General features: G+C 42.2%; 10 protein-coding genes. All 10 read left to right on the top strand.

Features of this window, described 5'->3' with window-relative positions; translation table 11 throughout:
• The first annotated feature begins 119 nt into the window (after positions 1-119).
• The 10 genes from recQ (at position 120) to NQ117_RS09440 (ending at position 12,919) form a co-directional block, all read left to right on the top strand.
• The gene (recQ, locus tag NQ117_RS09485) at positions 120-1,970 is read left to right on the top strand and encodes a DNA helicase RecQ (protein ID WP_258277710.1); all 1,851 of its coding nucleotides are present in this window, start codon (positions 120-122) and stop codon (positions 1,968-1,970) included.
• A 288-nt stretch (positions 1,971-2,258) separates the two neighbouring features.
• Positions 2,259-3,113, top strand: coding sequence for a hypothetical protein (locus tag NQ117_RS09480; RefSeq protein WP_258277709.1), 855 nt, complete (start codon positions 2,259-2,261; stop codon positions 3,111-3,113).
• Between the two features lie 89 nt (positions 3,114-3,202).
• Entirely contained in the window at positions 3,203-3,625 is a 423-nt protein-coding gene (locus NQ117_RS09475) for a hypothetical protein (RefSeq protein ID WP_258277708.1), read from the top strand.
• 32 nt (positions 3,626-3,657) lie between these two features.
• Positions 3,658-3,972 (top strand): hypothetical protein, encoded by a 315-nt coding sequence (locus NQ117_RS09470; RefSeq protein WP_258277707.1) that lies wholly within the window; start codon positions 3,658-3,660, stop codon positions 3,970-3,972.
• Between the two features lie 53 nt (positions 3,973-4,025).
• A complete protein-coding gene (locus NQ117_RS09465) occupies positions 4,026-6,842 on the top strand; it encodes a hypothetical protein (protein WP_258277706.1) in 2,817 nt (938 codons plus the stop codon).
• A 17-nt stretch (positions 6,843-6,859) separates the two neighbouring features.
• Positions 6,860-7,486: an S-layer homology domain-containing protein gene (locus tag NQ117_RS09460; RefSeq protein ID WP_258277705.1), complete on the top strand. Its 627-nt coding sequence runs from the start codon at positions 6,860-6,862 to the stop codon at positions 7,484-7,486.
• Between the two features lie 32 nt (positions 7,487-7,518).
• Positions 7,519-8,910, top strand: coding sequence for a hypothetical protein (locus NQ117_RS09455; protein ID WP_258277704.1), 1,392 nt, complete (start codon positions 7,519-7,521; stop codon positions 8,908-8,910).
• Between the two features lie 8 nt (positions 8,911-8,918).
• The gene (locus NQ117_RS09450; protein ID WP_258277703.1) at positions 8,919-12,080 is read left to right on the top strand and encodes a M23 family metallopeptidase; all 3,162 of its coding nucleotides are present in this window, start codon (positions 8,919-8,921) and stop codon (positions 12,078-12,080) included.
• Positions 12,081-12,497: a hypothetical protein gene (locus NQ117_RS09445; protein ID WP_258277702.1), complete on the top strand. Its 417-nt coding sequence runs from the start codon at positions 12,081-12,083 to the stop codon at positions 12,495-12,497. It begins immediately after the preceding gene.
• Between the two features lie 8 nt (positions 12,498-12,505).
• Positions 12,506-12,919 carry a hypothetical protein gene (locus NQ117_RS09440; protein WP_258277701.1) on the top strand — a complete coding sequence of 138 codons (414 nt, stop codon included), beginning with the start codon at positions 12,506-12,508 and terminating at the stop codon, positions 12,917-12,919.
• Positions 12,920-12,925: the final 6 nt, after the last annotated feature.

Below are 12,925 nucleotides of genomic sequence, written 5' to 3'. Positions count from 1 at the left end.
GTCATGCTATAATTACTCATAAGGCGTTTCCGCACATGGACGGATTGAAACACAAGGTAATTTCGAATAGACCTTGCAGCTGAGTCATTTATCAATTTACGTTAGGGGCATCTGATCGCATGACATTGACGATGAGCGAAGCGCGTTCGACGCTTCAAAAAGTGTATGGCTATGATGATTTTCGGGAAGGGCAGTCTCGAATTATTAACCATTTGCTGCAAAGAAAAGATACGGTCGGCATTATGCCAACAGGCGGAGGTAAGTCGATCTGCTATCAAGTGCCGGCACTGCTTCAGCATGGATTAACACTAGTCATTTCACCGCTGATTTCATTGATGAAAGACCAAGTTGATGCGCTTCACAGTTTGGGAGTAAAAGCGGGCTATATAAACAGCACTCAGGATGCATCTGAGGCAGGGCGAATCTTGTATGATGCAGAACGTGGAGAACTGAAGCTGTTGTATGTTGCGCCAGAAAGACTAGAAAGTGAATGGTTCCGTGAGCGTGCCAAGCGACTTCGGATAGCCTTTATTGCTGTGGATGAGGCGCACTGTGTCTCGCACTGGGGACATGATTTCCGGACGAGCTATCGAGCGATTGCGCCATTCGTGCGTGAGCTAACCGCGCATCATTATAATGAGCGACCACTTCTTGCTGCGTTTACAGCAACCGCAACACCAGAAGTAACTGAGGATATGATCCGATTGCTGGAGCTGCAAGATCCAGAATTGATCGTAACTGGATTCAAGCGCGATAATCTAGCCTTTACAGTGCTGCGTGGTGAAAATCGTAAAGACTTCGCATTGAACTATGTTCGTCAGCGCACAAATATGGTCGGTATTATTTATGCTTCTACTCGTAAAGATGTTGAAGACTTGCATAGTATGCTGGTGAAGGCTGGCATTCCAGCAGGGCGGTACCATGCCGGATTATCGGATGATGAGCGCGCGCAGATGCAAGAAGCATTTCTATACGATGACATTCGAGTAATTGTGGCAACGAACGCTTTTGGCATGGGGATTGATAAGTCTAACGTAAGATATGTACTGCATTACAACATGCCAAAGCATATGGAAGCTTATGTACAGGAAGCAGGGCGCGCGGGACGAGATGGGGAAGCTAGCGAATGCGTGTTGCTGTTCCACCCGCAGGATATTTTGACGCAAAAGTTCTTTATCGAACAAAGTGAAGCCTTGCCAGAACGCAAAGCCCATGAATATAAGAAGCTGCAGTCTATGATCGACTTCTGCTATACGCCGGAATGTCTTGTGACGTATATGCAGCGCTACTTTGGCGAGATTGACCAGCAGCCTTGCGGCATGTGCGGCAATTGCAAGGATGAGCGGGAGCAAGTTGATATTACGCTGGATGCGCAAAAAATCTTTTCCTGCATATATCGGATGAGAGAGCGCTGGGGTGTTTCGATGGTTGCCTCGGTTTTGAAAGGTTCTCGAAACAAAAAAGTCGTGCAGAATGGTTTCGATCTACTGCCAACCCACGGTATGATGCGCCATCTGACAGAAAAGGCAATCTCTGATATCATCTATGTACTTATCGCTGATGGATACTTGAGCTTAAGTGAAGGCCAATATCCAGTCGTTCGTTTGCAGCCTACGGCGGCAGATGTATTGAAAGGCAAGCAGCAGGTGTTCCAGAAGGTAGCGAATGAGCTTAAGCCTAAGGTGGAAGCTGCCGTGGATGAGACGTTGTTCGAACAGCTGCGTCTATTGCGTCGTGATATAGCCAATAAAGCGAATGTGCCACCATATATCGTCTTCAACGACAGTACACTTCGCGAAATGACGGAGAAGCGACCAACGACAGTTGAGGCATTCCTGAAGGTCAAAGGCGTCGGTGAGGCGAAGGTACAGAAGTTCGGGCAGCCATTCCTTGATTTGTTCCGCAACTTGGAGCAGCAGGAAGCCGCACAGGACGAGCCTGCTGGTTGGTATGAGGATGAAGGGTATTAAGAGTATTAAGAGTATTAAGAGCATTGAGAGTTACAAGCATCGTTGCTAACATAAATATAAATGTGATCTACAGGGCCAGTCGCTACGAAATAAGCGGCTGGCTTTTTTGTGTTTCTATCCTTTTATAAATTTATTCATTCGGGAGGTAACGTTCATAGAATGGTCTGCCTATCCTAAAGAATTGAGCAGGGTTGCAGAGATGAAATAATGGCACAGTCTTCTGCAATAACATCATTCAACATCTGTCTATCCTAATAGATAGAACAACCCAAAGGAGAGTGGCATAACATGTCCAAGAAAATGATTATTAAAGGTGTAGGTAAACTTCTAGCTAAGAAGCGTAATGCTGACGGTACAGAAGTTGAGGTTATCACACTAGGTACCCTACAAAGCTTGCGTTTTGATTTTAACGTAGAAATTGAAGATATTTTTGGTGGGGACAGCCTCTTCGCAATCGATACGCTCGTTCGCAGCAAGAGCATTTCTTGCACAGCGACAGATGCGAAGTTCGACTTGAATGCGATGCGCCTTATGATGGGTTCTAATGTTTCCGCAAGCCAAAACACTTACTTGTGGGCATTGGATGAGCAAAAAATGCTTGCTGCTGGTGATCTTGACCCAGCTGCTACAACGCCAGTTAAGATCGCATCTGCGACAGTAGATCGCGGAGATTCCTTGTATGGAGATGGCAATCTCTCTGTACGATTGAAAGACAACAATTTGCTGCTAACAAAAGTGAACTTCGATGCTACTAAGGCTCCAACTGAAAAAGAGTTTATGGTAGAAACGAAAACAGTAGGCGCAGTGAAAACGACTCGCATTATTCTCAATGAGAAGCATGCGAACAAAGATATCGTATTCAACTATCAATATGAAACATCTGATGTGGATGTGTTGGATATTCTGTCCAATGAAGTTCCGTTCCCTGTAACGGTAGTTCACCATGGTTCTTTCTTGCAAAAGGACAATACGTATGCAGGTGTGGAAACAGAATTGTTCTCCTGTGTAGCTACAGGTCAATTCTCTATCGATACAGAACGTACTTCTGCGGCTTCTTCAACGATCTCATTGAAAATTATCGATCCAGAGCGTGCTGACGGCAAAATCGGTACAATCAAGCGCTACACAGCAACAACAATCTAATTTTTTGTAATATGTGGGGAACAGTAGTGGGCTTAGCCTGCTATTGTTTCTCTACATGCCTATTAATCAGATAAAAGGGGATATGACAAATGGACGCAGCTCAAAAAGAAATGCTAGAGAAACAACATGCTCAAAGTATGAATGACAAGGCAGTAGAGCGAATCAAACAGGAAAGCAGTGAAGTAAATGCGAATGTTTGGCTTGAAGAAGGCAAGCAGATTCAGTTGCTAGACGGAAAGACATATAACGTTCGTCCATCCAAGCTGCTTCATGCTCGCAAGCTTATGAAATTGCTAGGTACCGTTAGCATGGAAGTTGTCATCTTGAACTTCATGGAGACGGACAGCCCTGAAGAAGACGAGACACGCATTAATAATTTTTATGACGCCCTTATGATTGCTTTTACAGATTATCCTCATGTAACCAAAGAATATTTGGAGCTGCACTGTGATGTAGTAGGAGCACGAAATATTCTTGATGTTCTTGTAGGATTGAATGGCCTAAAAAAGTAGAGCGGGAAGAAGAGGAAGAGGGCACCACGGGTGTGCGCGATTCTACGACAAATAAGCCGCTCGATTGGGGAGATGTCTTCTTCTCACTACATAAACATTGCCATTTGGATAAATGGAAGATTTGGGAGTATACAATGCCCCAAATTGAAGACTTGATGAAAAAAACGAATCAATATATTCAGTTTGAAATTGAAGTAGCACAGTGGCCGATGATGGCATTTTCAGGCGGAAATAAAGGTGCTTCAGCCTCGAAGCAGCAAGCCCCTGCAACGGATTCAAATGGTGGATATAAAGAGGCCACGGAAGAAGACATTGAAGAATTAATGCGGTTTTTGGGTGGAATGTAGTGACATCCGTCTACTCTAAGTAGTAGACGGATTTTTATATAGGTGGTGATGTTATGAGTCAACAACGTGACGACTCAACGATAGAAAATGCGGCCAAAAGAGAGATTGAAAAAGAGTTAGAAGTACTAGCCAAACATATGCAATCTTTGCTGGTAGCACAGTATGTGAAGAGCATTAAGAAGTTTGTAGAGATGGCTCAAGGCGAAACTTCAGTAGGGTTTAATCAAGGTACCCCACAAATGCTTGATCAATTCATTACTCGATCACTAGGAATTAGTCCTAGTAATAATGATCTAGGCCTTACAGAACGATGGAGCAGTGTCTCCAAAAAAGAGAGTGTAAGTCAAGACTTCACTAATCTTAATGCGCCTACATCTTATGAAAAATCAAGTGTGGATAATGATCTCATTGATGAAATGAAAGAATGGAATCAAGAGTTGGATGTTGTGCTAAAGTCCTTACACGACTTAGTAGGGACAGCGAAGCAATCTTTAACTGAGTTGCAAACGATCAGGATCAAGCTTCCAGATGCGCCAATTACAAATCCTACTGTCGGACAAGTGGCTTCTGCTGGAGGAGCTTCGGATTTCAAGTTCTTTGCTCCGACGACAGAGTATCTTACAAGAGGCGGTTACGACAAAGTAAAGGCTAGAGTTGATAAAGAAAAGGCGAAAGAGGAAAAGAGTGCAGAGTCGAAGCGGGAAGTTAGTAAACCAGCAGTTTTAGAAGATAAATCTGACCGTAAATCAACCTCAACGGATAGCCGCGTTAACAATAACGGACAATCGACTCGTAGAGAAAGCTCTGATGATGACGATGAGCCAACGCCGTCTAGAGCTAGCCGAAAAGGGAAGCCAAAAGGTTTCAAAATACCTAAAGGTGGATTAGCAGGGATAGGAATTGAAGCTGCCATTTTGACAGCACAATATGCGGCTAGTGTAACTGATCAGCGACTTCAACGTGCAAGTAGAACTAAGGCAGACAATTATGCAGATGATGTTACAAAGGCGATAGAGCTAGGCAGGATGGAGTTAAACACCCAAAATAGTGGAAACTGGCTTGATAAAGTCAGTGGTTTCTTCGCTTCAAAAGCCAAAAGAGCTGATAATGATGCGATTGGGAATGAAGTAAATAGTATTGCGGATCGAATGAAATCCCAATCGAGGACGGTAGAAGAATTCGATCAGGCAGCAGCTCGAGAATCGGCAGAGTACCGTAGACGAAAAGCAGAAGAAGAGTTTAATGCCAATATTAAAATGCCATTTTTGTTTAACGGCAAGGGAGAAATTATAAAGACGCGTCATTCGGCGATGACAACGATGGAAGAAGCCGAAGTTGCTTTAAATACTCCTATCAAACAATTCTTCTATGATCAAAATATTCGGAATATGCAAGGTTTTGTTGATAGAGAAGGAAAAATAAAGCAACATGGTAAGTTCTCAGATGAGGTACTACAGCATGATAAAGAGCTAGTTAATAACGAGATTACAGCCTTGAATACCGAAATTCAGAATTTAAATAAGGATTATGTACAACTTCCAGCCACGAGTGTAGACCCAGACGCAAGACGAGTTTACGAAAGTCAGATGACTACGCTTAAAGCTCAGGTTGCAGTAGAAGAAAACAAATTAGATGAAATCGATAATGCACACTATCAGGGCTTAGCTCTGGATGAAGAAGAGAAAATTGATAGGACTTTGAACAAAGATATTCATAAATTGAATATGGATAGGCTGAGATTTTTAAATGCTGGTCACCGCGAGGATTCTAATCTTATTGGCAACATTGATAGTAAAATTAGTCAAAAATTAATTTCCTCTGATAAACAAAAAGAAATAGCGTTTGAAATGGTTCTAAACAAAATGGTGAAAGAAGGAAAGCAGAATACCGACGCGTATCGTTTTATTGATTCCATGCGAATGGGTGCGATTGCTCAGCAAGGACAAGAACAATATGAGCAAGGAAAGAATAAAAATAATCAGATTGTTGCTGATAGCAGTTATGAAATGCGTCAAGAGAATCGAAATCTTCAAATTGAAACAAATAAAAAAGATACTAAAATTTTGAATCTACTTGCTCTTGGCGTAAGAGAGGATTCTAAGGAAATCGCAGACATTCAGCAGCAATTTTATAAGATGACGTTAGAATCTCTTAAAAATATGAAGCGAATTAGCGAGAATGCGATTAAAGATTTGAAAAATAGTGATATTGTTGATCAAGAAAAATTACGACAAGAAGAACTTAATTTAAGTGGAATAGAAGAAAATATTGCTAGTACAAATTTAGCGATGAAAGAAGATCCTCTTCAAAGAGCTAAGGCAGATGCAGATTATAAATTCAAAATGGATCTGAACGGAGTAACTCAGAAGTATACTCTGGAACAGCAGAAGGCTATGCTCCAAGGTCATGCTTCCAATTCGGCACTTGTGACGCTGCTAGGCAAACAACAGCAGTTGGCCAGCATTGAATCAATCGATAAAGCTATTCAGGATTATAAGCTGATTCAAAAAAGTTATGATGCGAATCACGATAAGTATAAAGAGTTCCAGCAACAGATAGATGCTTTGGAAATTCAAAAAAATAGTATCAAGCTAGATCTGAAGCGAGAACAGTTGGCTAAGTCATTAGACACCTTCAATCTGCCAAAAGATATTCAACCGATGAGTTACTATGAAGCACTCACTGATAAAGGAACACATAGTAGTTACGGTATCAGTATGGGGGATACTCATGTCAGCATCGTAGTAGGAAATGTAGATAGTGACAAACGCGTGAGTGAGGTTGCGAGTGCTGTAACGCAAGCAGTTGGAGGTCAGTATAGGCCTACTATTTCACAGCAATTGGCAACAGATTCTAAGCGAATAAGTTAGTAAGGAGGGTATGATAGATGCCGCAGCAATATCCATTTGGTACTTCCAATGATAAGTATAAGACAAAGCTCTTTGTAGATACGGGTCATCAGTATATTCAGGTGAAATGCAAGCTAATTGAACCCTATTCTCCTCCAACACCAATACCGATGATGAAAGAGATTAAGATGATTAATGCACCTTCACATTTTCATCAAATGGGGATCTCCTCTTATCGAACAAAGATGACGCTCTTGTTTACAAACAAGCAAGATTATGTTGATTATTTAGCGTTCTGTGGGTGGACACATAAGTTTTATGATGAGAGAGGGGCAATTTATTTAGGAAGTCTTGAAGCTATGGCTCCAATTGCTGAAGAAGCGAATACGAAGTATGTAGTGGAAGTTTCACTAGTGCTTATCAAAAAAGATTCATTTGATGAACGTGATCGCTTTGAATTTCAAGATCTAAAAGATGATCACGGTAAGGACCACTGGGCTCGTCAAAACATAGAGGAGATGGCGAACTTAGGTCTAATTACAGTCGTTCAAAAGGATGGGAGTCCCGTGCTGTATTTCAAGCCGAATATGTACATTACGAGAGCAGAATATATCGTTTTTCTCAATCGAACGAGAAGGTTCATTGAGCGAGTATTGCGAGAGTAGTTTAAACCTACACAAAAGAGAGAGGTGATCCTATGTATCGTTGGGTAGATGTATCTGAAGGAGATTGGTTCTATCACGAGGTAGTGGAAGCTTCCAACACATTATTGGAAGACGGGCAGCCCCTTGTTGGAGGTATTCCTTATAGCAGCTTTATGGCAGATGCTCCTTATCTGTATGATGAGCAGACTGCACCAGCAAATCAAAAAATGTACACTTTGGATAAGAAAGTCGTTCCTACTAAAGCAAATCCGCTGCTTATCTATATTGATGGTGTTCAAACGACCTATAAAGAAGCGAAGACAAATGCAACTGGGACAAAAACAGATGTGGAGTTATATGTTGCACCGCGTAAAGGGGCCCTTATTTCCTTCATGATTTTAGGCAAACCATTGGTCGATCATTTCGGCAAGCCGAACTTGAATACGAACTATGCATATCCGAAAAAGACATTAGATCATCCGTATGTCTATGACCCTTTTAATCGAAAGTTTCAAGAATATGTATATGCATTTGGGAAACAGCTGCGCAGAGCTCAGGTTCCTCCTGAAGCAGAAAGTAAACTTGCAGAAGCACAGATCGCAGCGAAGTATATCGGGGATAAACAGGACACGTATTGGATTTCAGAAGATAGAAATATATTCCTCCCCTATAACCTAAATGGGGTTACTTGTACGATGCAATATGCTAGTAAAGATAAGGAAAATAATATATCACTTCGTCGAGAAACGATTAGAGCTTCTTCACAAACGGGAAACATACGCTTCAACAATCGCTTTTTCCCAGATGCTTATATTACTCGAGCAGAGGCGTTTGCCCTTATCGATCGTCTTCGCAAGCAGCTGTATAGCAAGTTTACAGATATCGATGCTCCTGTATCTTCTTACAAGGAGATAATGATTGCCGAGCCAGGACAGCGATTCTTCAAGCTAAATACTCGCTATGTTCCGGGTAGCGGGATGCTGAAAGTATATGTGGACGATAAGGAAGTTGCAGTAGGTACAGACTATGAAGAATTTGATGATCATTCCATATGTTTTCTATTGCCTGTTACACAAGGAAAGCCAGTGAGATTCGAGCTGACGAAAACAACAAGCAGTAGATTTGTGGACGTTGCGGCTAATGCAAGTATGTATATTGCGCCTGAAAATAGGTTTGAAAAATATGACTCTACGGCAGATACGTGGTGGTGCAAGCATGTCATGGATATGGAGGAGGAGAAAATAGGCACTAATTATCTAATTGAAGGGATGCGTACGACTAGTTTTAACCAGGGAGCTGTTGTTGTAGATAAATTTTATAATCCAGGAGAAGGAAAGCAGACAGCAGAAATCAGATTTATGCCGCAGACCTTATTGACACGTGCTCAGGCCGTAACATTTTTGAATCGATTCCGCAAATGGTCAATCGAGCGATTTAAGAGGTGATAGAAGAGATGCAAACGATTCCGAATGAGCTTATGCAGACGATAGGCAAGCGATTAAAGTTAGGGGAGAATGCCAAGCCTGTCTGCCGTGTAGAGGTGGATCGACTAGCTTTCATACCGGGGCGTACGGAGGAACTTGAGTTTTTAGTACCCTATGAGGCAGAAATAAAGAAAGTTTATCACAGATGGGTGACGGATCCTGATAATAGTCAGGCTGAGGTCATTAATGAACCTGAGAAGTTCACGATCCCTCTTCAAGGATTCACGTGGGATAATGTATCCAGTCCCTACCGAAGTAAGCATAGACCTAATCATGCAGGTATTGATATAGCGGCTCCTAAAGGAACCGAAGTGTATGCCGCATGGAATGGCACTGTAGTTAGGTCAAGAAACAGTCAATCTGCTGGGCTCCATATCAACATATTGCATACTGACGGCTATATGACACGCTATATGCACTTAAGCAAACTGCATGTTAAAGAAGGGGAGAAAGTTCAGCAAGGTCAATTGATTGGACTAGTTGGAAGTACGGGACAATCGACGGGAAATCATTTGCATTTTGAGATAAGAAGGAATGCGAGTACTAGTGATTGGGGAAAAGATGAAGATCCAACTCCGTATTTTAGACAACAGATTTCTAAATCATCGACGTCTATTTGGAGCGGAGGAAACCAACAGGTTCAGCAAATAGGGGAGGGAACTCCAGGTGAAGTTGTATTTGTCGAGAAATTCCTCAACCCTCAATGGATGAACAAAAAACATTATGCATTGGATGCGTCCTTCAAACAGATAGCTAGCCGGACGGGTGTCACTACCTATAAACCTACAACAAAACAAGGGTTTCATAATCTTGTATTTTTGCGCAAAAACAATATAAAAAAGGCAAGTATGACATTACAGCTAAATCTATCTGATCCCTCATATTTAGATGTTGAGTTCGGTACAGACTTCAATCATGTGAATGGGGACATGTTTGAAATTTATGCAAATAGTAAGTTGATCTATCGGCAGAGAAGATTCACTGATGGTCATAAAATGGAGAAATTTGATTGTGGCCTTCCTATTGGTAAAGTGAATCTTCAATTTGTGATGACAGCGAGTGGTCAGGAAGATGTGTCGTTCTGCTTCTATATGATAAAAGTGACAAAGCTCAATCCGCCTAATTTCAAGAGCAACCGAGATAAGTCCAACTTGGATCCATTATTAAAAAGTACCCATGAGCAGCATGAAATTAAAGATATGTTGTTAGGTGTCAAAAGGGAACCCGTTGAACTTCAAGTTGGCTCATTCGTGTACATGGATACGATACCGTTACAAAATATTTTAGATGTCAATATTGAAGATGATTATGAACTATCGGCTAGCGTAGCAACAGTCACGATTTCTAACCCAGAAGGATTTTATAGCCCTGACTATAACCCTGCTTTGTTTCCTGAGACGGGAAGAGAATCTCCGTATTCTTATGAGCTTAATGGAGCGCGAGTCGGCGTGTTGAGCGAAAATACACCTATTCGTATCTATATGGGATATGGACAGCATCAGGTACGAGTATTTACGGGGTTGATTGATAAAGTGGATATGTCTAACGATTCTACTTTAACGATAACATGCCGCAATATGTTTAAGCGTGCGTTGGAGAAAGTGTTAACGTCAACGAAAATGTATCCGGAAGATATGAGCAGGTATGAACCTCTATTATTTGAAGGAGCAGAACCAGCGCCGCCATTACCACCGCCAACTGTACCACCGACTGACCCGACAAAACCGCCAACGGATCCCCCTACGGATCCAACGAAACCGCCTAAGCCAGTGGAGAGCTTTAATTATAGGCAGCAAATTATAGATGAAGCTCATGTTCAGGCGAACAAACAGGGAGTGGATCCTTATTTTTTGCTAGCCATTTGCAGGCATGAAACACAAATGGGTACACAAGGAAAAGGGACGCCTGAAAAGGGCGGATTTGTACTAGGGTATGGATGTCGAGATGGATTGCCATGTGATGAAAGATATCGAGGGCTTAGATCGCAAATGTATTATGGTGCGGTACGCATGAAGGAAGCGTTACGTGATAGAGCGATAAGGCTAAATTCGAAAAATGATGTTGACTTTTTCCATCAAGGTGGTCACAAAAATATACCTGGAGGCAGGCAGTTTATATGGTCATCTGACCGACACAACTGGGTAAGTCGTGTTTGGGACTACTATCAAGATATATTAAGAAATCCTGGACCGTGGATGCCGTTGAAAGGTGGGCTGCCTCGAACAGTTCGCAGAGCGCTGACAAGTCAGCAATCTGCTGCATCTACTACACCACCGCCTGCAAATAGTACTCAAGAAACTCCTTCTAGCAATGCAACTGCTTGGGTGAAATCTGCAGTTGTGCAGGATTTGATTGGAGAAGCGGGTATGTACGGATGGCGGGTAACGGCAGAGGATCGCCAACATCCTGATGCTGTCATTGAAGAAACTTATCTAATCGAGCTTAACCAAGCGAAAGGATATGTTATTCAAGCTATTCCCGATCAAGTAGGGGAATTTAAAAAGGTACCTATTGACTCAATCGCTACTCCATTAGGATGGCTCAATCCGTTTACCGAGCAAAGTGGAAAAACTTTTGAAGCCTTTCGTTACAAGGTAGCGGAAGCGATCGAAGAGGTTCTCGCACCTACGAATTTCCGCTATTACTGCGACCGTAATGGTACGTTTCGTATAGAACGAATAAATCTCAACAAGCCTGTCGTAGCAACGTTAAGTGAACATGATAATTTAATGACTATAAGCAAAACAATAGATATGTCACGAGCACGCAGCCATATTGTCGTCGTTGACAGTGAGCAAAAAAAAGAAAATTTCATGGATAAAGAGCTTCTCTTGGAACTAAAAGGAGAACTGCGTACGGCGGTAGTTCATGTACCATGGGCCAAAAGCTATGAGCAGAAGAGACAGGTAGCAGAGAAGATGTTCTTTGATATGAAACGAACGTCTCGAACGCTGCAAGTCGTGATTCCTATGGACCCATCTATGGACGTGCTAGATAGAGTATATGTTATCAATCAACAGACGACGACCCGTGGTGAGTACATTATTAAAAGTATTCATACTCGATTTACTGCCCAGGGAGCTGTACAGGTTATGGATCTGATGTGGGCCGTGGAAGGGACGGTGTTCTAGGTGCCGGGTATTATTCAGGACAATATTTTATTTCCTATTTTGGAGCTGGTTCGTTCTGAGGTTCGCAAACAGCAAAATATTCAAAACGTTCAAGAAGGAGATCCATTTGCAGGGACGCCATCGGTAGCCCTTTATCGGGATCACCCTGCTGATCTAGACAAGCTGACGGGTGCGCTCCTGTCGTATCCCTCAGGCTATATGCTAGACCTTTATTTAAGCTTCGGTCTTGATCCTGTGGAATATGAGATTTATGACAATGATCCCAATTGGATTTTTGTCACAGAGCAGTTGCTGGCGGAAATTTCGATAATTGTTATAAATCCTGAGCAAGAAGCGGTCAAAAATGAAGAAATCCGCCTACACTATGATAATAGATGGAACTTAATAGGTACATCAGTCAAGTCAGATGAGGGGTGAGAGGAGAGATGAGTTTCCAAATATCCTATGTGGGTGGAGGAACGCTTGACCGAGTAAAAGAGCTTCCCTATCCTCATTTTTCGAAATTCACTAAGCCTTATATTAAAGGAAATAAAGTAGAAGTATTAGCTGAAAACCGAGTATTCACAGGTGTTTACTCACTTCCGTTTCCGACTGAATTTCTCTCAGTAGCCTTTGCTTGCAGTCAATATTGCATCGGAGACTATTGGGAGCTGACGATCGGCGGAGAAAAGGTGTGCGAGCAAATCTATACAAAGGAATTGCCTGAATCCGTGAGCATGGGCAATAGCTTCGGTATCGTTTATCCGCTGCCTGAGAATACACCGATTACGTTTGAGTTTCATAATCGAAGCGCTCAAGCGAAAACGGTGTGGTACAACATTAAGCTGCTAAGACCTTAGAGAGGG

The sequence above is a fragment of the Paenibacillus sp. SC116 genome (assembly GCF_024733555.1).
In the GTDB taxonomy this organism is placed as follows: Bacteria; Bacillota; Bacilli; order Paenibacillales; family Paenibacillaceae; genus Paenibacillus_B.
The sequence above is the reverse complement of the archived record's forward strand: the minus strand, read 5'-3'. Positions and strand labels throughout refer to the sequence as shown.

Bases quoted from the DNA above. Each gene is read 5' to 3' on its own strand.
- recQ (WP_258277710.1), top strand. From the start codon at position 120: ATGACATTGACGATGAGCGAAGCGCGTTCGACGCTTCAAAAAGTGTAT.
- NQ117_RS09480 (WP_258277709.1), top strand. From the start codon at position 2,259: ATGTCCAAGAAAATGATTATTAAAGGTGTAGGTAAACTTCTAGCTAAG.
- NQ117_RS09475 (WP_258277708.1), top strand. From the start codon at position 3,203: ATGGACGCAGCTCAAAAAGAAATGCTAGAGAAACAACATGCTCAAAGT.
- NQ117_RS09465 (WP_258277706.1), top strand. From the start codon at position 4,026: ATGAGTCAACAACGTGACGACTCAACGATAGAAAATGCGGCCAAAAGA.
- NQ117_RS09460 (WP_258277705.1), top strand. From the start codon at position 6,860: ATGCCGCAGCAATATCCATTTGGTACTTCCAATGATAAGTATAAGACA.
- NQ117_RS09455 (WP_258277704.1), top strand. From the start codon at position 7,519: ATGTATCGTTGGGTAGATGTATCTGAAGGAGATTGGTTCTATCACGAG.
- NQ117_RS09450 (WP_258277703.1), top strand. From the start codon at position 8,919: ATGCAAACGATTCCGAATGAGCTTATGCAGACGATAGGCAAGCGATTA.
- NQ117_RS09440 (WP_258277701.1), top strand. From the start codon at position 12,506: ATGAGTTTCCAAATATCCTATGTGGGTGGAGGAACGCTTGACCGAGTA.